This window comes from Burkholderia sp. BCC0397 (assembly GCF_902832865.1).
In the GTDB taxonomy this organism is placed as follows: domain Bacteria; phylum Pseudomonadota; class Gammaproteobacteria; order Burkholderiales; family Burkholderiaceae; genus Burkholderia.
The window spans coordinates 873,233-899,449 of the sequence record NZ_CADFDL010000001.1; the positions used below are offsets into that span (position 1 = coordinate 873,233).

At 61.9% G+C, this 26,217-nt stretch carries 22 protein-coding genes and 1 pseudogene; 13 read left to right on the forward strand and 10 right to left on the reverse strand.

The window, feature by feature from the left end:
• Positions 1 to 33: 33 nt before the first annotated feature.
• Both HWX03_RS03955 and ppk2 read left to right on the forward strand, forming a co-directional pair.
• The gene (locus tag HWX03_RS03955; RefSeq protein ID WP_006479218.1) at positions 34 to 483 is read left to right on the forward strand and encodes a helix-turn-helix domain-containing protein; all 450 of its coding nucleotides are present in this window, start codon (positions 34 to 36) and stop codon (positions 481 to 483) included.
• A gap of 150 nt (positions 484 to 633) precedes the next feature.
• Positions 634 to 1,584 (forward strand): polyphosphate kinase 2, encoded by a 951-nt coding sequence (gene ppk2 / locus HWX03_RS03960; protein ID WP_175819453.1) that lies wholly within the window; start codon positions 634 to 636, stop codon positions 1,582 to 1,584.
• A 55-nt stretch (positions 1,585 to 1,639) separates the two neighbouring features.
• Here ppk2 and HWX03_RS03965 read toward each other — a convergent pair whose 3' ends face one another.
• Together HWX03_RS03965 and HWX03_RS03970 are read right to left on the reverse strand one after the other, a co-directional pair.
• Positions 1,640 to 1,927 (reverse strand): H-NS histone family protein, encoded by a 288-nt coding sequence (locus tag HWX03_RS03965; protein ID WP_175870318.1) that lies wholly within the window; start codon positions 1,925 to 1,927, stop codon positions 1,640 to 1,642.
• A gap of 175 nt (positions 1,928 to 2,102) precedes the next feature.
• Positions 2,103 to 2,690, reverse strand: a complete 588-nt coding sequence (locus tag HWX03_RS03970; protein ID WP_175870319.1) for a YigZ family protein — start codon at positions 2,688 to 2,690, stop codon at positions 2,103 to 2,105.
• A gap of 231 nt (positions 2,691 to 2,921) precedes the next feature.
• On the opposite strand from HWX03_RS03970, the pseudogene HWX03_RS37170 reads away from it, so the two are divergent.
• Positions 2,922 to 3,098 (forward strand): annotated as a pseudogene (locus HWX03_RS37170) (Arm DNA-binding domain-containing protein); the annotation flags it as partial.
• A gap of 256 nt (positions 3,099 to 3,354) precedes the next feature.
• Here the strand turns inward: HWX03_RS37170 and HWX03_RS36830 are convergent.
• The 4 genes from HWX03_RS36830 to HWX03_RS03990 all read right to left on the reverse strand — a co-directional run bounded on the left by HWX03_RS36830 (position 3,355) and on the right by HWX03_RS03990 (position 8,090).
• The gene (locus HWX03_RS36830; protein WP_244132569.1) at positions 3,355 to 5,421 is read right to left on the reverse strand and encodes a hypothetical protein; all 2,067 of its coding nucleotides are present in this window, start codon (positions 5,419 to 5,421) and stop codon (positions 3,355 to 3,357) included.
• Between the two features lie 297 nt (positions 5,422 to 5,718).
• Positions 5,719 to 6,018, reverse strand: a complete 300-nt coding sequence (locus HWX03_RS03980) for an H-NS histone family protein (RefSeq protein WP_175819458.1) — start codon at positions 6,016 to 6,018, stop codon at positions 5,719 to 5,721.
• A gap of 144 nt (positions 6,019 to 6,162) precedes the next feature.
• Positions 6,163 to 7,341: a mandelate racemase/muconate lactonizing enzyme family protein gene (locus tag HWX03_RS03985; protein ID WP_208449928.1), complete on the reverse strand. Its 1,179-nt coding sequence runs from the start codon at positions 7,339 to 7,341 to the stop codon at positions 6,163 to 6,165.
• Complete coding sequence (locus HWX03_RS03990) at positions 7,338 to 8,090, reverse strand: GntR family transcriptional regulator (protein ID WP_175820674.1); 753 nt, start codon at positions 8,088 to 8,090, stop codon at positions 7,338 to 7,340. The genes HWX03_RS03985 and HWX03_RS03990 overlap by 4 nt, the downstream gene beginning before the upstream one ends.
• 115 nt (positions 8,091 to 8,205) lie before the next feature.
• Here HWX03_RS03990 and HWX03_RS03995 point away from each other — a divergent pair, with 115 nt between their 5' ends.
• From HWX03_RS03995 to HWX03_RS04015, 5 genes are all read left to right on the forward strand, one after another.
• On the forward strand, positions 8,206 to 8,973 hold the full coding sequence (locus HWX03_RS03995) for an ABC transporter permease (RefSeq protein ID WP_175870320.1): 768 nt from the start codon (positions 8,206 to 8,208) through the stop codon (positions 8,971 to 8,973).
• The gene (locus HWX03_RS04000; protein WP_175870321.1) at positions 8,970 to 9,797 is read left to right on the forward strand and encodes an ABC transporter ATP-binding protein; all 828 of its coding nucleotides are present in this window, start codon (positions 8,970 to 8,972) and stop codon (positions 9,795 to 9,797) included. The genes HWX03_RS03995 and HWX03_RS04000 overlap by 4 nt, the downstream gene beginning before the upstream one ends.
• A 45-nt stretch (positions 9,798 to 9,842) precedes the next feature.
• Positions 9,843 to 10,844: an ABC transporter substrate-binding protein gene (locus HWX03_RS04005; protein WP_175870322.1), complete on the forward strand. Its 1,002-nt coding sequence runs from the start codon at positions 9,843 to 9,845 to the stop codon at positions 10,842 to 10,844.
• 5 nt (positions 10,845 to 10,849) lie between these two features.
• Positions 10,850 to 12,469, forward strand: a complete 1,620-nt coding sequence (locus tag HWX03_RS04010) for a GMC family oxidoreductase N-terminal domain-containing protein (protein ID WP_175870323.1) — start codon at positions 10,850 to 10,852, stop codon at positions 12,467 to 12,469.
• 162 nt (positions 12,470 to 12,631) lie between these two features.
• Positions 12,632 to 13,597: a dienelactone hydrolase family protein gene (locus HWX03_RS04015; RefSeq protein ID WP_175870324.1), complete on the forward strand. Its 966-nt coding sequence runs from the start codon at positions 12,632 to 12,634 to the stop codon at positions 13,595 to 13,597.
• A gap of 181 nt (positions 13,598 to 13,778) precedes the next feature.
• Here the strand turns inward: HWX03_RS04015 and HWX03_RS04020 are convergent, their stop codons facing one another.
• The 3 genes from HWX03_RS04020 to HWX03_RS04030 form a co-directional block, all read right to left on the reverse strand.
• On the reverse strand, positions 13,779 to 14,288 hold the full coding sequence (locus HWX03_RS04020; protein WP_174388571.1) for an Lrp/AsnC family transcriptional regulator: 510 nt from the start codon (positions 14,286 to 14,288) through the stop codon (positions 13,779 to 13,781).
• Positions 14,289 to 14,583: 295 nt separating this feature from the next.
• Complete coding sequence (locus tag HWX03_RS04025; RefSeq protein WP_175870325.1) at positions 14,584 to 15,789, reverse strand: amino acid aminotransferase; 1,206 nt, start codon at positions 15,787 to 15,789, stop codon at positions 14,584 to 14,586.
• Positions 15,790 to 15,897: 108 nt separating this feature from the next.
• Positions 15,898 to 16,059: a hypothetical protein gene (locus HWX03_RS04030; RefSeq protein WP_175823067.1), complete on the reverse strand. Its 162-nt coding sequence runs from the start codon at positions 16,057 to 16,059 to the stop codon at positions 15,898 to 15,900.
• Between the two features lie 156 nt (positions 16,060 to 16,215).
• Between HWX03_RS04030 and HWX03_RS04035 the strand changes: the two genes are divergently transcribed.
• The 5 genes from HWX03_RS04035 to HWX03_RS04055 all read left to right on the forward strand — a co-directional run bounded on the left by HWX03_RS04035 (position 16,216) and on the right by HWX03_RS04055 (position 25,038).
• Complete coding sequence (locus HWX03_RS04035) at positions 16,216 to 17,811, forward strand: amino acid permease (protein WP_208456793.1); 1,596 nt, start codon at positions 16,216 to 16,218, stop codon at positions 17,809 to 17,811.
• Positions 17,808 to 18,689 carry a universal stress protein gene (locus HWX03_RS04040; RefSeq protein WP_174391261.1) on the forward strand — a complete coding sequence of 294 codons (882 nt, stop codon included), beginning with the start codon at positions 17,808 to 17,810 and terminating at the stop codon, positions 18,687 to 18,689. Before HWX03_RS04035 ends, HWX03_RS04040 begins: the two co-directional genes overlap by 4 nt.
• Before the next feature lie 150 nt (positions 18,690 to 18,839).
• On the forward strand, positions 18,840 to 21,596 hold the full coding sequence (gene cphA / locus HWX03_RS04045) for a cyanophycin synthetase (RefSeq protein ID WP_175870326.1): 2,757 nt from the start codon (positions 18,840 to 18,842) through the stop codon (positions 21,594 to 21,596).
• Positions 21,597 to 21,610: 14 nt separating this feature from the next.
• On the forward strand, positions 21,611 to 23,818 hold the full coding sequence (locus HWX03_RS04050) for a cyanophycinase (protein WP_175870327.1): 2,208 nt from the start codon (positions 21,611 to 21,613) through the stop codon (positions 23,816 to 23,818).
• A gap of 59 nt (positions 23,819 to 23,877) precedes the next feature.
• Positions 23,878 to 25,038 carry a succinylglutamate desuccinylase/aspartoacylase family protein gene (locus HWX03_RS04055; RefSeq protein ID WP_175870328.1) on the forward strand — a complete coding sequence of 387 codons (1,161 nt, stop codon included), beginning with the start codon at positions 23,878 to 23,880 and terminating at the stop codon, positions 25,036 to 25,038.
• Between the two features lie 202 nt (positions 25,039 to 25,240).
• On the opposite strand, the gene HWX03_RS04060 is transcribed toward HWX03_RS04055, so the two are convergent.
• Positions 25,241 to 26,098, reverse strand: a complete 858-nt coding sequence (locus HWX03_RS04060) for a LysR family transcriptional regulator (protein WP_175870329.1) — start codon at positions 26,096 to 26,098, stop codon at positions 25,241 to 25,243.
• Positions 26,099 to 26,217 lie beyond the last annotated feature (119 nt).

A 26,217-nucleotide genomic window follows, 5' to 3' on the forward strand; every position in this document is an offset into this window, starting at 1 on the left:
CATATCCCTGCCACGGCATCACCGCATGCACCGATGAACAGACGCACCACGCACGAAGATTCCCTTTGCGGCGTCGCCCGCCCGCTGGACGCGATCGGCGACTGGTGGTCGCTGCTGATCGTCCGCGATGCGTTCGACGGGCTGCGCCGCTTCGGCGAATTCCAGAAGAATCTCGGCCTCGCGAAGAACATCCTGGCCGCGCGCCTGCGCAACCTGGTCGCGCACGGGATCATGGACGTCGTGCCGGCCGCGGACGGCGGCGCGCATCACGAATACGTGCTGACCGAGAAGGGGCGTGGGCTGTTTCCGTTGCTCGTCGCGCTGCGGCAGTGGGGCGAGGATTTCTTCTTCGAACCGGATGAGGCACACGTGTTGCTCGTCGACCGGAAAACCGGCCTGCCGGTCAGGAAGCTGGAGCTGCGTTCGCAGGACGGCCGCGTGCTCGGGCCGGAAGACACGGTCGTACTGCCGCCGCCCGACTGACGCGCGGCGAACCGGCGGGGATCGCGCGGGCGGGCCGGCGTGCTGCCCGCATGCCACTTCTGACGGGCGTGGCGCCCGTTTTCATGAATTTGACGCGCGACGCTGGGATAATGGCGGAGTTTGGCTGCGTCAATAATGGAAGGAGGCCCCATGGGCGACAACGATACCCGCACCGAGACCGACAACCTTACCGATACGAGCTCGATGGAAGCGCGCCAGCGCCGTTTCGAGGAGGATCTCGTCGACGCATACGACGAAGAGCTCGAGATGGAGCTCGACGACCGCCGCTTCGACGACGGCGAGGACCTCCTGTTCTCGCCCGAGCGTCGCGAGGCGCGCAAGGAATATTTCCGCGAGCTGTTCCGCTTGCAGGGCGAGCTCGTGAAGCTGCAGGACTGGGTCGTGAACACCGGGCACCGGCTCGTCGTCATTTTCGAGGGGCGCGATGCGGCCGGCAAGGGCGGGGCGATCAAGCGCATCACGCAGCGCCTGAACCCGCGCGTGTGCCGCGTCGCCGCGCTGCCCGCGCCGAACAACCGCGAGCGCACGCAATGGTACTTCCAGCGCTATGTCGCGCATCTGCCGGCAGGCGGCGAGATCGTGCTGTTCGATCGCAGCTGGTACAACCGCGCGGGCGTCGAGCGCGTGATGAATTTCTGTACCGACGACGAGTACGAGGAATTTTTCCGGTCGGTGCCCGAGTTCGAGAAGATGCTCGTGCGCAGCGGAATCCAGATCGTCAAGTACTGGTTCTCGATCACCGATCACGAGCAGGAGGCGCGCTTCCAGAGCCGTATCGCGGATCCGCTGAAGCAGTGGAAGCTGAGCCCGATGGACCTCGAAAGCCGCCGCCGCTGGGAGGCTTATACGGCCGCGAAGGAAGAGATGCTGCAGCGCACGCATATTCCCGAGGCGCCGTGGTGGGTCGTGCAGGCGGTCGACAAGAAGCGCGCGCGGCTGAACTGCATTCACCATCTGCTCGGCCAGGTGCCGTACCACGAGGTGCCGCGCCCGACGATCGATCTGCCGCAGCGCGAGCATCACGAGGATTACATTCGCCGGCCGGTGCCGGACACGATGATCGTGCCGGACGTTTATTGAGCGGTTCGGGGTGGCTGGATCGGCCACGGAGGCGCGCCGTGCAACGCGGCGCGCGTTACTCCCGGATCAGGAACGCGGCGCGGTCGCGGCCGGCGATCCAGGCGGGCGGGCGACCGCGTCCGCTCCAGGTGGCGCCCGTCGCCGGATCGCGATATTTCGCGCCGATGGTGAACAGCTTCGCGCGATCGCTGTAACTCTGCCCGAAGACTTCCCGCGCGGTCAGCGCATGGTCAGTCACAATCTGGCGTACCTGCCTCAGTGCTGCTTGGCGTTCGCGGCGGCGCGCCGCCCGGATGCGTCTATCGAGTTCCGCGAGCTGGGCTTGCAGTTTTTGCAGTTGCATGCGTCCGATATCCCCGTAGCTGAATTCTGATTGTTGGCAGGCGCGCGATGGGCCGCATGTCTGCACGCCCGGCCAGACGTTTGCAGAACGCGTCGCGAGCAACACGGGGAGATTAAGTTTCAGCGCGCGGGTTTTCTATCGGACGCATCCGATTTTTCACGGGAATCTGCCCGTCTTATAGTGCGGGGAAGCCCGAGCGTCCTTGCGTCAGATCGAACAGTTCGGCTCTTGCGGCGGCTTCGGCCGTTTCGGGCAGCTTGATCACGAGCTTCACCGTCATTCCGTACGCGCTGTCCACCAGCTCGTAGCCGGCCTGCTCGATCCAGCGGCGCACGCGGGCCTCTTCCGGATAGCCGATCTCGATCGCGAGCCGCGTGTGCCGAATGCGTTCGATGCGTTCGGCATCGAGCAGCGCCGACGCGATCGCGTCCGTGTACGCACGCACCAGGCCGCCCGCGCCGAGCTTCACGCCGCCGTAGTAACGCACGACCGCGCCGAGCACGCCGTCGAGGTCGTGATGGCGCAGCACTTCGAGGATCGGCCGGCCCGCCGTGCCCGACGGCTCGCCGTCGTCCGACATGCCCGACTGGCCGCCCGCCAGCAGCGCCCAGCACACGTGGGTGGCCGCCGGATGCTCGTTGCGCAGGCGCTGCAGCACCTGCATCGCGGCATCGCGGTCGTCGACGGGAACCGCGTACGCGATGAAACGGCTCTTGCGGATTTCGAGTTCCCGGATGTGTGTGGTGGCGAGCGTGTAGATCATGGTCCGGGTGAGGAAAAATATAAGTAAATCAATAGTTTTTGTAGTCGTCCGCTTGAATCCATGCTGATCGATGTTGACCTGGATTGGCATAATTTGCCGATGGTATCTACATGGTGCCTACATGGATGGGGCGAAATGAAGCGAGAGAATTTTACCGTGGCGCGCGTCGATGCATTTCGTTGAGACCAGAACAAGAAGCAGACGATCTGCTGGGACGCGAAAGCGCCTGGGTTGGGTTTGAGCGTGACGTCAGCTGGTGCGTGGGCATATGTGTTCGAATCCCGGCTTTTGGGGAAAACGGATCGTTTGACGATTGGCGATCCGAGAACATGGGATCTCGCGGCCGTGCGTTCGGAAGCGGCGAGGATGAAGACGCTTGTCGATGAAGGCAAGGATCCGCGCGTATCGAGGGCGGAGCAGCGAGTTGCCTGCGAGGCACAGGAGCGCGAGAAGCGGCAGCAAGTTGTCGCGATGGGTGAGGCTTGGGATAAAAGCGCGCGTGGTTTCTCGCGTTCGCGCAACAGCACGGGATCGGCGATCGGCACGCGCACACGACGCGAACAGCTTCACCGCGCTGTTCGCTGGCCACTCTGCGCAGTTCGAGACGGACGACGCAACGTGTGCAGGCTGCCGCGCCGGGGTCCCGATCATGCGCATTGCCGGCTCATGTTCGCGTCGGCACGACGAGCAAGCTCGCGAAGCGAAATGCGTTTTCGCCGAGATCCGCGCCGCGTGCGATTTGCACATGGTTCACGCCGGGTGCGAACGGAAAGACGTCGTTCGCTTCGTAATGGAAGAATTCCCGACCGTCCTCGCCAAGCAGCGCGGGTCCGCTTCCGTGCGCGGCAAGCGTGGCCGACGCGAGCGTGCGCTGCGCGTCAGGCGTCACGAGCGTCAGATTGACGAACGTGTCTGCGGTCGTCCGGACGTCTGCCAGAAGCGGGATAAGGCGGCAGGCGACAGGTGCCGCGGTTCGGTTCGTCACGACGAAGGTCAGGTGCTTGCCGACCAGGATCGACTTGCCGATCATCACGTCCGGATAGGCGGTCGGTGCGCCGAGCGTCGACGAATCCGCAAGGCTGAAACCGCAGGTCAGGTCGAGTTCGAGGCCGACGTCGGCGCCGTGCAATTCCGCGAGTTGCGATGCAGACGAGTAGTGTCGCAGTGCCATGCCGGCGTACGGAACGCTGCGGCTCGAATCCTCGCGGCACGTCTTGTCGGAATAGGTGCCCGGTTCGGTCAGGAATGCCGAGACGAAATACCCCGGCTCGAGCTTCGCCGCGTTGCCGGGCGTATACGACTGTATGTAATCCGGATTGTCGACCAGATCGAGGACGTTGCCGTATCCGTCGGTTGCCGCCGAATAGCGTGTTCCGGTGCCGTCCTGCATCTGCAGCGCATAGAGAATCTGGTTTGCGTTACGGCTGACGATCGCTCCCCGGACGGCCGCCTTCCAGATGCAGCCGAGGCCATCCGTCAACTCGCCTGCCGACTGATTCGCGGCGAACGAGTGCTGAATCGCGAGCAGGCTGCCCGACACGCCGTCGAAGTCGCCGGTGCAACCTTGCGCGTCGATGTGTGTCGATCGGCCGGCGCCGTCGACGAAGGTCTGATTCATGCGGACGACGCGCGGATCGCCGCCGTAACCGCAATGGCAGATTGCGAGCAGGTCCGTCACGTACGACGTGCGAGACGGGAGCGTGGCGTCGGCCGTGCTGCGTACGACGTCGTGGGTGTAGATCTCCATCGAGTTGCGGAAGTCGATCTTCGTCTGGTGCAAAGCCGTGAAGTAGCTCTTCGCCGATTCGAGAAACTTCGCATAACCAAGCGTATAGAAGTTGCGGACGTACTCGTTCCTTTTGGACGGATCGGAAAGCGAGTTCAAGCGCTCGGCGAGCACTTTCTGCATGGCGTTCTGGTACCGGTAGATCTTCTCGCGCATCTCGCCCAGTGTCGCGGCGACCGTGTCGGGCGCAAGAGCGAGTTCGTCGCGCATCGACAGGTACACGCCATACATCGACACCTGAGCGCCGCAGGCGAGCGCGTGCATTGTCAGCCCCTGATATTCGGAACCCTTGATCAGGAACATCGGCGTGAGCATCGTGCAGCCGCTCCAGAACGCCGCGAACTTCGCGACGATGGCGTCCGACATCGACGCCGAGTAGGGCGGCGCGTTCCTTCGCACGAATTCGACGAGGAAGTGCAAGTCGTCGTTGATGCCCGCCAGCGTCTGCCGCATGATCTCGACGTTGTTTTTCGAAATCTCGTCCGTCGCAATGCGACGGATCATCGTTTCTTCATCCGGCCCGCGCTCGAACAGCGTATTCAGGTGGTCGAACAACAGGTTCAATACTGCGCCGACCAGCGGCCCGGCGGCCGGAATGAACGAGGCGAGTGCCTTGATCGTGACTTCGCCGAATGCGATGAGTCCCGGCAGCGTATCGGCCGACAACGCTGCATTGACGACATCCGCAATCGCGATGGCCGCCGGCTGGTATTGCTCGATTTGCGTCTTGATTTCGCCGAGCTTCATTTTGAAACCGGGAACCAGCAAGTCGTTTTCGTCGAAGGCATGGACGGGCAGGCCGGCATTTCCCCCAAGACCCGATGCGATGGCGCGTGATCGGGCCGGTGGCGTGCCGTTGTCGTCGCCGCACGCGGCGAGAAGCGGCAGCACTGCGCTGCATGCGCTGTACATCAGGAAGGTTCGTCGGTCGATTCGAGGTGTCATCGCGTCTCCGCAGGAAAGTAACGGTGCAACGTGCGGCCGGCGTAATCGGTGATGAATCGGCTGGCTGACGTGCGAATACCCGGCTTGCCGGGCAACGGGAACGGATGTGGGGAGGGGCGGTTCGGGTGCCGCGTGTGTCTTGGGCGAGGTGGCCTTTTTCTTGCTCGGCTTCTTCTTTATGGCGGGAAGGATAACATTTCAAGATACAGGGAAAGCATGCTGCGGTCGGCTACTCGGTAGTCACTGGCAGCGGCCGCAGCCGGCACACGGTGTGTGTATCCGGTGTTTCGCGGGAGTTCAAGACCGGGTGGCGCTTTGCGGGACTTCGAAGAGCGCCCGGTCTTTACCCTCGATCCATGCAGGCGGCCGGCCCCGGCCGCTCCAGGTCGCGCCGGTTTTGGGATCGCGATACTTTACGTCGGGGTGGCTCCGCTTGCGGGTTTGGCGCGCGCCGTAGATCTCCCGGACGCTGATATCGAATTCGCCGACGAGCCGGCGCACCTCCTTCAATGCCGATTCCCGCGCAGGCCTTTTGGCCGCGTTGATTTCCGCTTCGAGTGCGGTGCGCTTTGCGAGAAGTTCTTGGTATGTCGCCATGTTTTCTCCGTTCGTGGTGAGGAAGTTGATACGGGAGCTTCCGGCCGGCATGCCTGAACACGCATGGGTTCTTGCCACTGGCGGATGCTCACAGCAAAATCGACGAATGGCGCGCGTGCTATGACCCTGATCCTCGAAAGCGGATCAGACCTTGTAGCCGTCGTAATCGCCGGCGGCTGCAACGATCTGCCCGATCTGCTCCGGGACCGGCTCGACCCCGATACCCGGTACCTCGCCAAGCGAGAGATATCCCTCCTCAATCCGATGCAACGCCGGGCAGAGTTCCGTGCGCAGCGGATTGGGATTCGCGTCGACCTCCAGCAACCCATCGCCGCCAGCGGCGGCCAGTAGATGTGCAGACGCCAGAAGGCCGATACCGCTTCCCAGATAGTGCGGACAGTAGCGCACCCCCACCGCTTGCGCACGGCGAATCACTGGCCAGCAGCCGGATATGCCGCCCCATTTGGCAGCATCCGGCTGCAGCACTCCAAGCGCCCGAGACTGCAGTGCCGCATCAAAAGCAGCGTTGCCGACAAGGTTCTCACCTGCAGCTAATGCCGGACTTGTGCTTCGTTTCAGTTCCTGCCATTCGGACCACGGTCGATCGGCGCGTAGCGGCTCTTCCAGCCAGGCCAACCGGTAAGGTGACAGTCGCGCGATCATGTACTGCGCCTGTGGCAACGTCCAGGCCTGATTGGCATCGACCATCAACATTGCGCCGCTGCCCAGCGCGTCTCGTATCGAGTCGAGGTTCGCCAGATCCACGCGTTCCCCGAAGCCGACCTTGAGCTTGAAGGCGCGATAGCCCTCGTCGCGCCGCCGAAGGGCGATCTCCTCCGGTCGCTCGGGGTTCAGACCGCTGGCATACACGGGGACGCGGCTACGGTTGCCACCAAGATAGCGCCACAAAGGCTGGGCTTGCCTGCGAGCAGCCAGATCCCAGAGTGCCAGATCGATGCCTGCGATGGTCTGTGCGATCGGCCCATACTCGCCCGACTGGATGGCGAGCACGGCAGTCGATTCGCTTAGATAAGCGAAGGCAGCCTGCGGGCCGTCGAAGCGCCTGCCGACCAACAGCGGAGTCATGATTGTCTCCACCAGACGTGCGCGATGTTCAGCACCGCATCCAGGGAAGTTGCACCAGACCTCTCCCCAGCCCACGACGCCATCGCTATCCTCGACCCGCACGAAAAGGGCGGGCCGATCGTGCATGGCGCCGAAAGATGTACGCACAGGCGTCTTGAGCGGGTGGCGAAACACCATCGCCTCAATCCGTGCGACGGCCAGCGGCATGCGCGGCAGTTCAACGGCCGGCTCGCTCATGGCTTCAGGTTCATTTCCACATGGATCGCATCGCCCCGGTAGACGATTTCGCCGAGATAGATCACCCGCTCATTCTCGTCGCGGAAAACTCGGCGCACCTCGGCCACCGGAGCGTTTAACGGTACATCGAGCAGGTGTGCCACCTCGACGCCGGCAGTCCCCACGGTCAGGACCTGGTGCGCCTTGGCGATCGTTACATTCTTCATCGAAGTCAGCAACGGGATCACTGTTTCTTCGCGGAATCGCTTCGGATAACGGCGGAAAATTTTTTCATCAAGATGGATGTCGATCACGCAATAGGCACGCCCGTCGCGCGAATGCACACGGCGCATATAGACGTAGCGTTCAACCGGGACGCCTTCACCGTCACCCAGCACAGGCGCAGCGGCTGATTCGTCAATCGCGATGATCTGTGTTTTGGTGCCCTGATAAACCCGCGACAACGCATCCAGCGAAGTCACTACATTCAGCCAGCGATCGTTGGCGGGCTGCGCAGTGACAAAGGTGCCACGTCCTTGCTGTGAAGAAAGGAGGCCGTCACGCGCCAGCAGTTCTACCGCCTGGCGGACGGTAATGCGGGCCACGCCGAACTCCGCCATCAGCTTTTCCAGCGAAGGTAGCCGGTGACCCACGGGCCAGGCGCCGCGGGAAATTCGCTGACGCATTACGTCCGCTATCTGCAGATACAGGGGAGCGGGACTCCTGGCGAAGCGAAGATGATCCGTCGATCGCATCAATGGTATTTGCATATTCAAAAAAAATGGTTCTAACAACTAGGACGTTCGGTCAATAATACAACAGGATGGAAGCGAGCGCACGTAGTCGCAAACACTATTTTTCGTTTTTTTGTTAGAGAACGCATTCATGTCTATCCGGTCGGTTTTGCCTCGCATTCCGCTGATTCTCGCTCCTTGGGGATTGCTGTTGCTATTGTGGTATGCGGTACGTTCCAGCGGCCTGGTGAACCCGGCCCTGGTGCCGGCGCCACTCGAGGTGGCAGCGAGGTTCCTGAATTTGGCGCGTGGCCGCCTTCTCGGCGACGTCTGGATGTCCACGCAGCGCGTGCTTATCGGCGTTACATTTGGCTCGTTGCTAGCGGTGCCGGTGGGCTTCTGCCTGGGTTGGTACAAAGGCCTGCGCAGCTTCATCAACCCGGTCATCAATTTTTTTCGCGCCCTTCCACCCATCGCTTTGATTCCGTTGACCATCGTCTACTTTGGTATCGGCGAGGTGGCGAAGACCGTGATCCTGTTCTATGCCTCCTTCTTCGCCGCGGTCATCGTGATGTATGAAGGTATTGCACAGATCAGCCCGGTCTACATCCGCGTGGCTCGCGCACTGGGCGCGAATGACTTGGAGGTCTTCGGGAAGGTGGTGGTGCCGCTGACGGTGCCGCATATGCTGACGGCCGTGCGTGTGGCATTGGGGGTAGCGTGGGCCACGCTGGTAGCCTCCGAACTGATTGCCGCACAGCAGGGACTGGGTGCGCTGATCCAGAATGCATCGGCATTTTTCCAGCTCGACATCATCTATGTCGGGATAGCCTGCATCGGCTTCATCGCGCTGGCGATGGATTTGGTGTTGCGCACCCTCAGCCACAGACTGGTCGCGTGGCAGGACCGCATCGCATGAGCGCAACGTTCCCTACCGACGCCCCAGTGCGCGTCTCGTTTCGTAACGTGTCGATGGAGTTTTACACCCCGCAAGGCCGGATTCGTGTGCTTGACGACGTATCGCTGAACATCCGCCAGGGAGAGTTCATCTCGATCGTCGGCCCTTCGGGCTGCGGGAAGACCACATTGATGAATCTCCTGGGTGGCTTCGCGCAACCGACCAGCGGGCAGGTGCTGCTCGATGGCCGGCCGGTGGCAGGCCCGGGCCCGGACCGTGGCGTGATCTTCCAGGAATACGGCGTCTTCCCATGGCTGACAGTGCGGCAGAACATCGCCTTCGGTTTGAAGCTATCGGGTAGCAAGATACCCAGGGCTGGGCACCACGAAATCGTCCAGCGCTACATGGCACTCATGGGGCTGAAGGATTTCGCCGACCATTTCCCCAAACAGTTGTCTGGCGGCATGCGTCAGCGGCTGGCGATCGCGCGCGCCTATGCGGTGCAACCTCAGTTCCTGCTGATGGACGAGCCGTTTGGCGCACTCGACGACCAGACACGCAGCGCGATGCAGAACCTGCTGCTGGAAGTACTTCAGACCGAGGGAAAAACGGTACTGCTGATCACGCACTCGGTGGACGAGGCGATCTATCTATCCTCGCGCATCATCGTTGTCACAGCGCGGCCGGCACGTGTCCGCGCCGTGATCGACGTACCCTTCGGCTACCCGCGCACCGAGAGCGTGTACGAAGACCGGCGCTTTGGTGAGCTACGTGCCCACATCCGTGCGCTCGTCATGGAGGAGTATGCCGTACAGACGCAGCAAACCGGACAGTCGATGGACTGACGGCGGCCAGAGCCTGTAGCACCAGCCATTTTTCGGGGAGAAACCATGCTCATCGAGCGAAGACGCTTTGTCCGTACAGCCGTCGGGGCTGCGGCCGCCATCACCGGCGCGCCGCTGTTTGCGCAGTCGCGCACCCGTGTCAGGGTCGGCTATTTGCACACCCCTGCGGTCGACGGCCACATCTGGCTTGGCCAGCAGACCGGCAGCTTCGCCCGGCAGGGACTGGAACTCGAACTGGTGCAGTTCGCCACCGGACTGGAACTTTTTCAGGCAATGATTGGCGGCAGCCTCGACGTGGTGTCCGCCGGCGCGGTACTGTCGAATTTCCCGGCGCGCGGGCAGGGCAAGGTGTTTCTGCTCAACGACATCGAATATGCTACCGCGCAGCTCTGGGTGCGTGGCGACGCGGGCATCCGTTCGCTGGCGGATCTAAGGGGCAGGCAGATTGCTACCAGCACCGGCACCACAGCACACGTGTTCCTCGACCGGGCACTACGCTCTGCCCGTCTGGATCCGGCGAACGACGTGCGTGTCGTCAACCAGCGCATGACTGATGCCGTCACTTCGTTTATTGCGGGTGCTGTGCCGGCGATTGCCCAGTGGACACCTTTCGACGCCACGGTCCGCCAAAAGGCGCCGGGGGCGCGCAAGCTGATCGACGCGTCGGCCTTCTTCCCACAGGCGGCCATTGTCGACGGCTGGGCCGCCCGCAACGATTTTTACGAGCGGAATCGAGACACGTTGCGCAGGCTGGTGGCCGCATGGGTTCCGGTCAACGACTACATCGTCAATCATCCGGACGCAGCGGCGGAAACACTCCAGAAGGCGCAGTACAAGGACATTCCGCTGGCCGACTTCAAGGAGCAGTTCAAAGCCTCCAGGTACTATTCCTCGGCCGACTGGCACGTGAAGTATGTCGACGGTACGGCCACCCGATGGCTGCAGCAGGTGACCGACTTCTTTGTAAAGAACAGCGGCATTCCCGATTCACTGAAGGCCGGCCAGTACTTCGATCCGTCGATCTACCGCGAAGTCGTGAGGGCCTGACGAAGATGCGCACAAGGGATGGCTGGGACTACATCGTCATCGGCGCAGGATCGGCCGGCTGCGTGTTGGCCAACCGCCTGAGCGCCGATCCAGATAAACGCGTGCTGCTGCTGGAGGCGGGGGGCGCGAGCCGCCATTTCTGGCTGCGCCTGCCGGTAGGCTACTTCCGCTCGATCTACGATCCACGGTTCTCATGGCAGTTCGAGGTGGAGCCGCAGGAGGAGACCGCGCACCGACGCATAGTCTGGCCACGCGGGCGCGTGCTGGGTGGCTCCAGCGCCATCAACGGCCTGCTCTACATCCGCGGCCAGAAGGCCGATTTTGACGATTGGGCATGCGCCGGCGCTGACGGCTGGAGCTATCGCGACGTATTGCCTTTCTTCCGGAAGTCGGAGTGCTACGCGGGCGGTGGAAATCAGTATCACGGTTACGACGGCGAACTCTGCGTCTCCGACCTGCGCAACGATCACCCCTACTGCGCATCCTGGCTAGCAGCCGGTGCGCAGGCGGGCCTGCCTGCTTGCGACGACTTCAATGGCGCACACGACGAAGGCCTGGGAGCGTACCAACTCACGCTGCGCGGCCGTTGGCGCTGCGACGCCGCCACTGCATTCCTGCAGCCGGCGCGGTTACGCGCGAATCTGGACGTGCGTACCGGTGCACACGTGACCCGCATCGCGATTGAGCGGGGACGGGCAGTCGGTGTCGAATGGCTGCAAGACGGCGAGATACACGCAGCGCGCGCCGAGGCCGAGGTGATTCTGTCGGCCGGAGCCCTGCAAAGCCCGCAGTTGCTGCAGCTCTCGGGTATCGGTCCGGCCGGGATGCTACGTGCCCACGGCATTCCGATACACGTCGATGCACCCGAAGTCGGCGCCAATCTGCAGGACCATTACCAGGCGCGCGTGATCGTCAAGTTGCGCGAAAGGATGTCGCTCAACGACCAGGTCCGCAACCCATTTGCGTTGGCCAGCATGGGCGCGCAGTGGCTGTTTGGCCGGCGCGGCCCGCTGACCGTTGGTGCCGGCCAGGTCGGCGGTATGGTGCGTACGCCGGTAGCCAAAGACGCACGTCCCGACGTGCTGTTCAACGTGATGCCACTGTCGGTGGACAAGCCGGGCGATGCGTTACACCGCTTCTCCGGCTTTTCCGCATCGGCGACACAGTGCCGGCCCGAGTCGCGCGGAAGCGTAGGATTGCGCTCGGCCGATCCGTCGGCGCCGCCCCGTATCGTGTCCAATTACCTTACCGAGCCTCATGACATTCGGGTGTTGGTCGAGGGCCTGAAGATGTTGCGCGATATCTACCGTCAACCGGCCTTTCGCGACCTGGTGACTGGCGAGGAATATCTGCCGGGCAATGACCTGCGAAGTGATGCGGATCTTGCGCGCTTCGCGCGGGAGAAGGGCGGTACGGTGTTTCATCCGGTCGGTACGTGCCGCATGGGCAGCGATTCGCGCTCGGTCGTCGACGCCGCGCTTCGTGTGCGGGGCATAGCGGGCCTGCGCGTCATCGATGCTTCGGTGATGCCCACCATCACATCTGCGAATACCAACGCGGCAGCGATCATGATCGGCGAGAAAGGTGCCGATCTGGTACTGCGAAAGTACTGCCCGACAAAATAATAGACGAAGGCCGTTTCAACTCATCGAAGGGAGCGCTCTCCAATGAGAGGCAGAGTGACAGGAAGCCATGTTGAAGCGTAATCAGAACATAATCGACACCCATCAACGAGGTAATTCGAGTCAGGCGATTTTTATTTGAAATAGATCTATAAGGCGAGGAACATGATCACGTGGAATAAACTTCAACGTATGGTTGCTCACTCTTCGGGAAATATGAGGGGGAATGTTTTCCTTAAGGATATCGTATTACTCGTCCTCATTTTTTCATTGCCTTTGGCCGGACGTGCTCAGTCGGCCGGTGGAAATCCATATGCGATCGGCCCCGATCCCACTGCCAGCAGCCTTGAGGCGAGCAGCGGGCCATTCGGCTATACGTCGACGACTATTCCATCGTCAGAAGCGACAGGATATGGCGGCGGGACAGTCTATTACCCGGCCAATGTAAATATTGCAACGGGGGGTATCGTTGTCGTTCCAGGTTATGGTGCGACCCAATCCAATATCAGTTGGTGGGGACCCAGGCTGGCCTCGAACGGCTTCGTGGTTTACACGATCGATACGACCAACATTTACGACTTACCGGCTCAACGCGCGAAGGAAATCATGGCTGCCGTAGCGCAGTTGAAAACATTCAGCACAACGACTGGCAACGAGATCTACGGGAAGGTCGACACGAATCGTATCGGCATCATGGGCGGGTCGTTTGGCGGCGGTGGCACGCTCATCGCTGAAACGACCCATCCGCAACTCAAAGCCGCCATTCCTTTCGTGCCGAAAATTGCGTCAGGCAACCCGGACCTCTCCAAAATAACCATTCCGACATTGATCATCGGATGCCAGGAAGACCAGGTCGCCCCACCCAAATCCTATGCGATTCCGTATTACAGCGCGATACCCGAACAGAATCACAAGGCATATCTTGAAATATCAAATGGCCAGCATCTATGTGCCAGCACGCAGGGTAGCGACCAAAACAAACCGATTATTGGAAAATATGGCGTTGCGTGGATGAAGCGCTTTATCGACAACGATAGCCGCTACAACCCATATCTGTGCGGTTCGCCACATCAAACTGACGTATCAAATTCCACGGTCATTTCGGGTTATAAAGACACCTGCCCCTATTGACGGTTCCCCAGCAATAAAGTTGACCACGATGGCTTTTTTGAAGCCATTTCTTATCGAATCGAGTTGTGAACGCGTCCGCGCCAGACGGCACCGACGCGCGAAGCGTGATTGGCTCAGGTCCGTTCGTCCGGGTCGACGCGCACGACGACCTTGTCGAAATTCCTGCCGGCGAGCAATCCGATCAGCGCTCGACCTTCGAATCGACCAGGTCCTCGAGAGCGACACCTCGAAATGGCTTGATCGATTTCAATACGATGTAGCTGGAGAGATTGCTGACCTGCGGGCCGATCTTCAGCAGTTCGTCGGAGAGCATCTGATAAGCGAAGATATCGGGGCAGACGAAATGGACAAGATAGTCGGTCTGCCCACTGACCTTGGTGCATTCGACCACGAATCGCATGGACAACACCATATCCTCGAAGGTATGAAAATCCTCGAGCGTGTGATTCTTCAGTGTGACTGCGGCGATGACGTCGACGTGACGACAAATTTTGGTTAACTGAATTCGTGCCTGATAGAAGGAGATGATGTCGGCACGCTCGAGTCTTCTGATGCGATTCAGGCACGCACTGGGAGAAAGCCCAATCGAATCCGCCAGTTCCTGGTTGGTGGCCCGACCGTCCGCCTGTAGCCGGCTGAGGATTCGAAGATCCAGCTGATCCAGGGTCGTTGCGCCGTCGCCGTCTTTCATTGCCACACTCCAGATGATGCTGATGCAAAGCCGATATCTTTTCGACGCCGCGTCGCTCCGATGCGAATGACGGAGCGGTTTTGTCGAAGCGTAAATGATCAAATTATTGTCGTGCGCAAGATCGTGTGTGACCGACGAAGACCGCAGACGCGACAGCGAAGTGCCGTGTCGGGATGGCAACGTTTTCATCGAATCGTAGGTGCTTGTCCGGTAATCGAGGCCGCGGGAGCAGGCGAGGCGCCTCGAGCGCATGGCACCCGAGGCCGGAAGCTACCGCCAGCCCGACGGCACGGGGTTACTTCAGCACGGCTGCGACCGCCTGGGCGACCGCGTCGAGGTTGCGCGTGTTCAGCGCGGCGACGCAGATCCGGCCCGTGCCGACCGCATAGATGCCGAACTCGTCGCGCAGGCGATCGACTTGTGCCGAGGTCAGGCCCGAATACGAGAACATCCCGCGCTGCGCGTTGATGAAGCTGAAATCGCGATCGACGCCGCTTGCCTTCAGGCGCTCGACGAGACCGTTGCGCATCGCGCGGATGCGGTCGCGCATTTCGCCGAGTTCCTGCACCCACGAAGCGTGCAGTTCCGGCGACGCGAGCACCGCGGCGACCACCGCGCCGCCGTGGGTCGGCGGGTTCGAGTAGTTCGTGCGGATCACGCGCTTCAGTTGCGACAGCACGCGCGTGGCTTCTTCCTTGCTCGACGTGATGATCGACAGCGCGCCGACGCGCTCGCCATACAGCGAGAACGACTTCGAGAACGACGACGACACGAACGCGTTCAGGTCGGCCGCGGCAAACAGGCGCACGGCAGCGGCATCGGCTTCGATGTTCTCGCCGAAGCCCTGGTAGGCCATGTCGAGGAACGGTACGAGGTTGCGCGCCTTCACGACGTCGACGACCTGTTGCCACTGCGCTTCGGTCAGGTCCACGCCGGTCGGGTTGTGGCAGCACGCGTGCAGCACGACGACCGTGCCGGCCGCGTAGCTGTTCAGCGCCGACAGCATGCCTTCGAAGTTCACGCCGTTGGAGGCGGCGTCGTAATACGGGTACGCGACGACCTCGAAGCCGGCCGCTTCGAACAGCGCGCGGTGGTTTTCCCAGCTCGGATCGCTGATCGCGACCTTCACGTTCGGATTCAGGGTGCGCAGGAAATCGGCGCCGATCTTCAACGCGCCCGTGCCGCCCAGTGCCTGGGCCGTGACCACGCGGCCCGCCGCGATCAGCGGCGAGTCGTTGCCGAGCAGCAGCTTCTGCACGGCCGCATCGTAGGCGGCGATCCCGTCGATCGGCAGGTAACCGCGCGGCAGGCCGGCCTCGACACGCGCCTTCTCCGCGTCGCGAACCGCGCGCAGCAGCGGAATCTTGCCGTCTTCGTTCGTGTACACGCCGACGCCGAGGTTGACCTTGGTCGGACGCGCATCGGCGTTGAAGGCTTCGTTCAGGCCCAGGATCGGGTCGCGGGGAGCAAGCTGGACAGCGGAGAAGAGTGGCGTGTTCACGATGAGATATCAAATATCAAGTTAGAGGAATGGCGTGGCGGCGTGCACAGAAAGCGATCGAGGCAAGGGCTGCTGGATAGACGAGACTTCATTCAATAGCAACGCACGTCAGGTCGGACGACTTCCAATTAAAAATCCGTGCAGCGATAAAGGTAGCACGAAATTAATTAGAAATAGAGCCGCCACGTTACCCAATATGAAAGATCCTGCCAAGCCAGGATGCGGATCGAAATAGGCGAATCGATCCGCCGTCGTGATTTCAGTCTTCATACAAATCTTCACGGATTCAGTCGCGATCCGCCCAGTGCTTCTCCAGCCGATCGGACACTGCACCCCGCTGACCGGTTTCACTTGGGTGACGGGAATATATGTCGTCTGAACGCGCGCATCGGTCGCAGAAGATTCTGCACTTCGATGGACCGTTCAATGCAGAAATGGTGGGTTTTGATATTTATTTCGATGGGATTTTCTATCGAAATGATGTGTATATTTATTCAAAAGAAGGTTCGATCAATATCCAATTATCGAGAAATTCTCATGAAGACTTTGCCGTCTCTCGCGCACCGATTAATGCGCAAGAAGCCTATCGACGCGCTCATCGTCGATACGAGTGCCGTGAGTCACCAGAACGGATTGGGACGATCGATCACCTTGTTTCAATTGACCATGTTCGGGGTCGGCGCCACGATCGGTACAGGCATTTTCTTCGTGCTGAGCGAGCAGGTGCCGGTCGCGGGCCCTGCAGTTCTGATCGCGTTTCTGGTGGCGGGATTCGCGGCCGGTCTGACCGCCCTCTGCTATGCGGAAATGAGTTCGATGATTCCGGTGTCGGGGTCGTCTTACTCCTACGCATATGCAACGCTGGGCGAAGGCGTGGCGTTTTTGGTCGGCGCGTGCTTGGTGCTGGAATACGGTATATCGGCCGGGGCTGTTGCGGTCGGCTGGAGCGAATACCTGCACAACCTTATCCTGAACGTCACGGGCTTTGAACTGCCTGGATGGATGCTGTCGGCGCCACTCGTCGCTCAAGGGTATTCACTCCACCTCGGTGGAAAGGGGCTCGTCAATCTTCCTGCTGCGTGTCTCGTCTTCCTGTGCTGTTTGTTGCTGATGCGCGGATCGAAGGAGTCAGCCCGTACCAATGCGATCATGGTCGTGATCAAACTCGGGGTACTCGCCTTGTTTGTCGCGCTAGCGGCGACGTCATTCGATGCGGGCAATCTGGTGCCCTTCGCACCGCATGGTATCGCGGGCATCAGTGCAGCGGCGGGTTCGATCTTCTTCACCTTCGTTGGACTGGATGCAGTATCTACCGCTGGCGAAGAGGTCGAGAATCCGAAACGGAATTTGCCGATCGCAATCATCAGCGCGTTGTGCATCGTCACCGCCGTGTACATCTTCGTTACCCTTGCCGCGCTCGGCGCGCAATCGCAGGCGGCATTCAACGGACAGGAGGCCGGTCTCGCGATGATTCTGCAGAAGGTAACGGGGTCGCGTTGGCCAGCAGTTGTCCTGTCGGCCGGAGCGGTAGTCTCGGTTTTCTCCGTCACGCTTATCGTGCTGTACGGACAAACACGCATCCTGTTCGCGATGTCGCGAGACGGCATGCTGCCGCCGGTTCTTCATCGCGTCAACTCGCGCACAGCCACGCCAACGGCCAACACGGTCATCGTGTCTTGCATCGTGGCGGTCATCGCGGGCTTTCTGCCAGCGGACATTCTGTGGGATCTGACCAGCATGGGCACGCTGCTCGCCTTCACGGTCGTTTCCGCTGGCGTGATCGTGCTGCGCTATACGAAGCCGAATGCGCCGCGCGGGTTCAAGGTGCCGTTGTTTCCGGTCCTGCCCTTGCTGAGTATCGTCGCCTGCGTGTACCTCATCTTCAGCCTGTCGGCGATCGTGTTCAAGTTGACGGCTGTGTGGGTCGTACTGGCCGCGGTGTTTTACCTCACGTACTCGTCCCGGAATTCGGCGCTCGAGGATATGGACGAACTGATCTCAGCCAGGGACACCACGCGATGAAATATCTGGTCGGTTTTTCGCCGGATCAAGGCGGACACGAAGCGCTCAACCTTGCCGCGGTTCTCGCACGCTCGACAGGCGGTAGTCTCGTCGTATGCACGGTCGTGCCGGCGGCGTGGGATTACCCGTCTGTTGCGCGCGTGGACATCGAATACGCGAATTTTCTCGCTCAGCATGCGGAGAAGGCACTCGCCACAGCGCGGGCTATCGCGCCGGGCGATATCGAAGCGGATTTCGTCGCGCGGTCGGCGGCGTCAGCCGCCGAGGGATTGATGAATACAGCCAATGACGTCTGCGCCGACTGCATCGTGCTCGGGTCGGCCAGATCGGCAACGGCCGGCACGTTCATCGAGGGACGCGTGACAAGCAATGTCCTGCATAACGCTGGCGTGCCAGTCGCTCTCGCGCCGCGCGGTTATTCCGCTGCGCCGGATCGTGTCGTCAAGCGTGTGACGTGTGCGCTGTCGGGAACCCGATATTCCGCGTCGCTGGCGGAGCGGGCCGGCGCGGTAGCCGATGTCGGCGGTGTCGGATTGCGGATCGCGACGTTCATTGTGCGCGACAACCAGATGTATCCGACTGGTGTGGGTTACGACGCAGAAAACATGGTGGCGAACGAATTTCGCAGTCAGGCACAGGCCCTCCACGACTCGATTCGCTCGACGTGGAAAGGCAATGTCGAATTGACGAGCGCACTCGGCGATGGTCCGACCTGGAGAACGGCGCTCGAATCGCTCGATTGGTGTGAAGAGGAACTGATCATCGTTGGCTCCAGCCATCTGGGACCGCTGATGCGAGTGTTCATCGGTTCGAACTCCGGAAAGATCATCCGCCATGCCCCGGTTCCGCGACTCGTTTTGCCGCGGATGGACGAATAGCGGACAGGCGAAGCTTGCCCGGTGCCGAATCCGGGGGGCGGGCGAACCGGGTCGACGTACCGATCGAGGTGCTTGCTCCCCGCTGTCCACGCGAGTGTCGGTGCAGCGATAACGACACGGTGATCGCGTTTTTCAAGAAGAGAGGTGTTTATGAATATCGTTTCCACGTCCGTCTATGTCGGACCGAACATTTATGCCAAAGAACCTCTCATCCGCTCGACGGTGGAGATGCATTCGGACGACGTGGCCAGACTGCATCGCCTCGGACCGGCTGTTGTCGATGCCCTGTCGGCCAGCCTGCCCGGGTTGGCCGACAGTTATGCGCCTGGTCGTGCCGAACCCGTGATACGCATGCTGGCCGTGCCGACACGCGGCGTCCCGGAAGTCGAGGTTGGCGTGCTCCTTGCGCGTGTCGCGTTGTATCTGCAACGGCTGGTCGGCGAAGGCGGGGAACTTGCGATGTCGTGGCCGTCGGCTCGTTCGAGCGAGGTCGAGGTGCTGTACAGCTACGGCTCCGAAGAGATCGGGCTCGAAGCGGCCGAAATCGCATGCGACATGCTGGTTGCCATCGCGCGCGCGGACAGCGGCGAGCATCCCGACCTCCAGCGCGACATCTTGCGTTTCATCCGCTTCGCGGGCAAGCGTTCGCTCGGTCCGTCTGCGCTCGAACTGGTTCGCTCCGCCGAGGCGCGAGGCATTCCGTGGTACCGGCTCAACGATGCAAGCCTGATCCAGGTGGGGCAGGGGAAATACCAGAAGCGTATCGAGGCCGCGTTGACCAGCATGACGTCGCATATTGCAGTGGAGATCGCGTCCGACAAGAACATGTGCAACCGACTGCTTGCCGATCTCGGGTTGCCGGTGCCCAAGCAGCGGCTGGTCTACAACGTCGACGAGGCTGTGTCTGCCGCCCAGCGCATCGGTTATCCGGTCGTGATCAAGCCGCTCGACGGCAATCATGGTCGCGGCGTGACGGTAAACGTCACGGACGACGCCGGCGCCGAGATGGCCTTCGAACATGCGGACAAGGAGGGGAGCGCCGTCGTCGTCGAAAGCATGATCACGGGCGACGACCATCGCCTGCTCGTCGTGAACGGCAAGCTTGCGGCGGCCGCGCGGCGCGTGCCGGGGCACGTCGTTGGCGACGGCGTGCATTCGGTCGAGGCGTTGGTCGACATCGTCAATCAGGATCCTCGTCGCGGCGTCGGGCACGAAAACGTGCTGACCAAGCTTGAACTCGACGAACAGGCAACGCGTTTGCTCGAGGCATGCGGCTACACGGCCCAAAGCGTTCCGTCTGCAGGTGAAACGGTCTATCTGCGCAAGACGGCAAATATCTCGACGGGCGGCACTGCGGTGGATGTCACGGACGTCATTCATCCGGATAACAGGCTGATGGCGGAGCGCGCAATTCGTGCAATCGGCCTCGACATCGGGGCCGTGGATTTTCTTACATCGGACATCACTCGGAGTTACCGCGAAACAGGCGGGGCGATTTGCGAAATCAACGCAGGTCCGGGCCTGCGCATGCACATTGCACCGTCGGAAGGAAAATCGCGGGATGTCGGCGGCGAGATCATCGACATGCTGTTTCCACAGGGCAGCCAGAGCCGCGTTCCGATTGCGGCGATCACGGGCACCAACGGCAAGACGACCTGCTCGCGCATGCTGACGCACATTCTGAAGATGGCCGGTCACGTCGTCGGGCAAACGTCGACCGACGCGGTGTACATCGACGGCAATGTCACGGTGAAGGGAGACATGACCGGACCGGTTTCGGCGAAGATGGTATTGCGCGATCCGTCGGTGGATATCGCGGTACTCGAGACGGCGCGCGGGGGCATCGTTCGCTCCGGGCTTGGCTACATGTTCTGCGACGTCGGCGCGGTGCTCAATGTTACGTCGGACCATCTCGGACTGGGCGGCGTCGATACGCTGGACGAACTGGCGGAGGTGAAGCGCGTGATCGCCGAGGTGAGCAGTGACACGGTCGTGCTGAATGCGGACAACGAGCATACGCTGAAGATGGCGGCGTATTCCCCGGCCAAGCGGATCATGTACGTCACGCGCAATCCGGATCATACGCTCGTGCGCGAACACATCCGGCTCGGCAAGCGGGCGGTCGTGCTCGAGCAGGGCATGAACGGCGACCAGATCGTCATCTACGACAACGGCATGCAGATTCCGCTGATGTGGACGCACCTGATTCCGGCAACACTCGAAGGAAAGGCGCTTCACAACGTCGAGAACGCGATGTTCGCGGCGGGTATCGCGTATTCGCTGGGCAAGTCGCTCGACCAGATCCGGAACGGCTTGCGCACGTTCGGCACGACGTTCTTCCAGTCGCCCGGCCGCATGAATTTCTATGACGAGCACGGATTCCGGGTGATCCTCGATTACGGCCATAACGAGGCCGCCGTCGCCGCGATGTCGGAACTGGTCGACCGAATCAATCCGCGCGGTCGCCGTATCGTTTGCGTAACGTGTCCGGGCGATCGACGTGACGAAGACGTCGTCGCGATTGCAGAGAAGGTGGCCGGCCATTTCGATACCTATATCTGTCACCGCGACGACACGCTGCGCGGACGCGCTCCCGACGAAATGCCGCGGTTGATGCGATCGGCGCTCATCGCTCAGGGGGTGTCGGAGGATGCGATCGAGATCATCGAGCGGGAGGAGGATGCGCTGGATCAGGCGCTTTCCCGGGCTCGCCGCGACGATCTGTTGCTGTTCTTCTGCGAAAACATCACCCGGTCGTGGAAGCAGATCGTCCAGTTCGAGCCGCAATTCGAAGAGGCGGACGACACTGCGCCTTCGGTCACCGATCAGGAGGCCGGCTTCGATATTCCCGACGGGTACAGGCTGATCGCGGACGAGCGCGGCGTATTGATTTCTCCTGCGGCCTGAATGGATCGAAGGTTATGACAATTGTGAACAGCAGCCCGACCGGCGGCCGGGAACCTGGCGCACCGAGGCTCGCCGTCATCGGCGGCCGTCTGGAGGACGACAACGCGGCGATCTACGACGAGATGCATCGTCTGTCGGGCGGACGCATCGTCGTTTTCCCGACCGCCTCGTCGGAGCCGGAGACAGTCGGGCCGGAGACGGTCGAGGTGTTCCGGGCGCACGGCTTCGATGCGACACTGGCCGGCGTGTATGGCGAGCAGGCTGCCGTGGCTGCGCACGACGAGGTCGTGCTCGAGATGGTCCGCGAATACGGTAGCGTCTACTTTACCGGCGGCAATCAGGCGTTTATCACGCAGGTATTGGCGCCGGACGGGGACGAGACACCGCTTTTGCGCACGATCCGCGAGGTTCACGCCAACGGTGGCCTCGTCGCCGGATCGAGTGCCGGCGCGGCGATGATGTCGGAGACGATGATCGAGGGCGGTACGTCGCTGGAGGCCGCGACCTTCGGTGTCGTCGCGGATCCCGAGCAGCGCGGGATGCTGCTCGGCCGCGGCCTCGGCTTCTTCCGCTGGGGGATCGTCGATCAGCATTTCATCAAGCGCGGGCGGTTCGGCCGCCTGGTCGTCGCGATGGCCGAAAGCGGAACACCGCTCGGCTTCGGCGTGGACGAAAACACCGCGCTGTTCGTGGATGGCACCCTTGCTTACGTCGTCGGCGAATATGGGGCGTTCGTGCTGGACTTTGCCGACGTCCGGATCGATCGGGAGCGCCGTGCCGTCGAAAACATCACCGTCACGTATCTGGACGATGGCGACGCATTCGACCTGAGTCGCGCGGAAGCCATTCCCCATGCCGACAAGCGGCCGGTAACGTCCCGCGACATAGGCTATCGGGTACCGGCTCGTTCGCTGCGCAACGTATTTGGAGCCTATACGTTGTATGACCTGATGGCGCGTCTGGTGCTGGGCGACCCCGAAAGCTATGTGGCCGACCGCGCACGCGCGGTCGACCCGAGAGCCGGAACGGCGACCACCGTCGAATTCCAGCGCGTCAAGCGAATTTCCCGTGCGTTGATTGCCGAGCGTGACAGGATGCAGCGGATGACTGCGATCAATTTTCGTGCGGCGTTGTCGAGTCGTACGCTCAACGCGGCCCAACTGGCGGCCAGTCGAAAGTCGGCGCTCGCGCGCGATTACGGCATCAAGCCGGGGCCCGGCGCGCGGCTGATGTTGTTGGGGTCATCGCCGCTTCGGGCCGATTCGCCGCTGTTCGACGATATTGTGCTCGACTGCAAGAAGCCGGTCGGGATCATCGCTTCGGCATCGGCTGAGCCGCGTGACGAAGGGCGTGCGTATCGGCAGGCGTTTGCACGCCACGGGATCGAAGCGATCGATTTCGACGTGACGATCGACAATATCGATCGAATCGGTGCCGATTCCGAGATCGTCGAGAAGATCGCATCGCTGAAGACGATCGTGATGTCCGGGGGCAATCAGATTCGCCTGGTGGAGGCGCTGTTGCACCGCGGCGAGGTGACACCGGTGCTGCTTGCGATCGTGCGGGCGTATGCGGCCGGGGCGACGATCGTTGCGGTCAGCGGCTCGGCATCCGCGCTATCCGGCTTCATGATCGCCGGCGGAACTACCTATGAAGCGCTTCGCTTCGGGGTCGCGTCCGATCTGGGCCGCCGTGGCCTCGTGATCCAGGAGGGACTGGGAATTTTCGGCGGTGCGATCGTCGACCAGAATTTGTCCTCCGCGCGACGCCTCGGCCGTCTCATCGTCGCATGCGCGGAAGAGGGCGTCCGATACGGTATCGGACTCTGCGAGGACAGCGGAGTCATTGCCAACCACGACAATTCGATGCTGACCGTCGTCGGCGCGAATGGTGTCGTGCTGGTCGAGATCGACCAGGTGCACGTCGAATCTCAGGGCGACGATTTCATCGCGCCGGGCACGATGCTGTCGTTCGCATTGCCGGGGGATCTCATCGATCTCAACAGCGGGCAGATCTCGCGCAACGAACCTTCGGAAACCGCCGACGCAGCGCTGAAACGGCTGGTGAACGGGATATTGGACGAATGCACATCGTTCGATCCGGAGGCGAGCCACGACCCGGGAACGGATAGCCCGATTTCGCTTCGCTACCTGGCCATGGAAGGCGGGGCCGGGATTCTCGATATCGAGAGCATTCGCGACGACGTCGGCCGGCCCCATTGATTCAATGCGTCGTGCCAACCTGTGAGGTTGGTCCAGTACAACCAGACGGAGAGATCATCATGCAAGAAGACCGCCCCGAGGGCGCACCCAATCCGGCATATCGCGTCGACGTCTCGCTGCCGGCGACGGATTCCGCCAAAGCATACGCGGTGTCGACATTCCGTTATGGCGCCGTCGGCGCACGGCCGAAGGTCTATATACAGGCGGGTCTTCACGCCGACGAGTTTCCGGGCATGTTAGTACTGCGGTGTTTGCGCGAATTGCTCGACGACGCAGCAGCACGTGGCCGGATCAGGGGCGAAATCGTCGTCGTGCCGCAGGCCAACCCGATCGGCCTCGAACAGTATGGAGACGGTTTCCTGCTGGGCCGCTACGACGCTCAAACCGGCAGCAATTTCAACCGGGAGTATCCGGATCTTGCCCGTGAGATCGGTGCCCGGCTCGAAGGCAGGCTGGGTGCCGATTCGTCGGCCAACGTGGCGACCATACGTGCAGCGATGGAGGAGGCGCTGTTTGAATGGTCACCGTCCGGCACGGTCGACGCGCTGCGCCGGACGTTGATGCTGCAGGCCTTCGACGCGGATCTGGTGCTCGATCTTCATGCGGACAACGAAGCGCTGAAGCACCTCTACGTGGGCAAGACGCTCTGGCCGGATGTGCTCGACCTGGCAGCCGAGATCGACGCGCGTGCCGTCCTGCTTGCCGATGTATCGGGCGGCAGTCCGTTCGACGAAGCGTGCAGCGGCCCGTGGTGGGCGTTGGCCCGGCGCTATCCCGACCTGCCTGTTCCCCCTGCATGCGTAGCCGCGACGTTGGAGCTGGGAAGTAACGACGACGTCGATCCGCACAATGCGCGGAACGATGCGGCAGCGCTTTACCGTGTTCTCGAACGGCGCGGTGTCGTCGACGGTCCGACGGACGGTGAGCTGCCACGCCTTCGATGCGACGCAACCAGCTTGACCGCGATGGAGCAGGTCAAATCGCCCGTTTCGGGTCTGGTTGTCTATCGTTTGCGGCTGGGTGATACGGTCAAGGCCGGCGACGTCGTCGCGACCATCGTGGACCCGGTCGGCGAGAGCGTGGATATCGAGGCGATGACCGACGGGCTGCTGTTCGCGCGTCACAATCAGACCTATGCGTGGCCCGGGAAGATCATCGGAAAGATTGCCGGAAAGACGCCGCTCGAGAATCGACGCGAGGGGCAGTTGCTGAGCGACTAATCCCAGTCGGAGGGTCGGCTCTCCGAGTCGCATAAACCGACGTGTCCGACGGCGGCAATATCTCGCCACGATGACTCGCTGCCGGCGCCCAGTCGATCAAGGACGGAAGCGCGGCGTCATGTTCGTTTATCAGTTCGTCCGGCGCACGCATGTTGCTTCCCTTCGAGTGATTCAAATCAATTCGTCGATGCCGCGCGCGGCGTCAACGCACGCCGACCGACGACCGTAGCGCCGCGCCCAGCGTGCGCAGCGCCTGCCGGGCGCGCGCATCGGTCAGGCTCGAGTAGAGCACCACGTCGCGCGTCGGCAGCGGCGGCAGCCCGTACCGCATCCCCACGTCGACCGTGCCGGCCGGCGCGACGCGATGCCCGAGCGCCGCGACGGCCAGCCCCGCGGACACCGCCGCGCCGATCGTCGCCACGCCGCCGCCGACAAACACTTCCGTCCACGCGACGCCGGCTTCGTCCAGCGCGTCGACCGCCATGCGGCGCACGCTGCATGGTTCGGCCTGCGTGGCGAGCCGCAGCGGTTGCGGCGGATGGTGCTCGAAATCGGCCGCCGCCATCCACCCGAACGACTCCGACAGGATGGTTTCGCCGTCGAGCCGCCGGCTGTCGTGCTGCAGCGCGACGGCCGCATCGAGCTGGCCGCGATCGAACGCATCGAGCACGTCGCGCGACGCGGCGACGCGGATCTCCAGCACGAGCGCCGGCTCCGCTTCGCTCATCCGCCGCAGCAGCATCGGGAGATCGGCGCCGACGACATGGTGGCTGACGCCGATCACCAGCCGTCGCTGGCTCGTGCCGAACGCACTGATTGCGCCATGGTGGGCGGCCACCAGTTCGCGCGCCGGCTCCAGGAACGCGGTGCCGTCGGCCGACAGGCGAACCTGCCGCGGCGTGCGTTCCAGCAGGCGGCGGCCGAGCCCGTCTTCCAGCCGCTTGATCTTCAGGCTCACCGCGGACTGGGTCGTGTCCAGCGCTTCCGCGGCACGCGTGAAGCTCTTGAGATCGGCGGTCAGCACGAATGCCTGCACGGCTTCGATGTCGAGCGTTTTCATCGCACCCTCATTCATTTCAGAATCGAATCATTGAAATATTCTGCCATCGTCTTTTCAAATAATTCAAGGTCTTCTACGCTGCCTTCATGCCGTCCGGAATGCCGCCCGTTTCTTTCGCC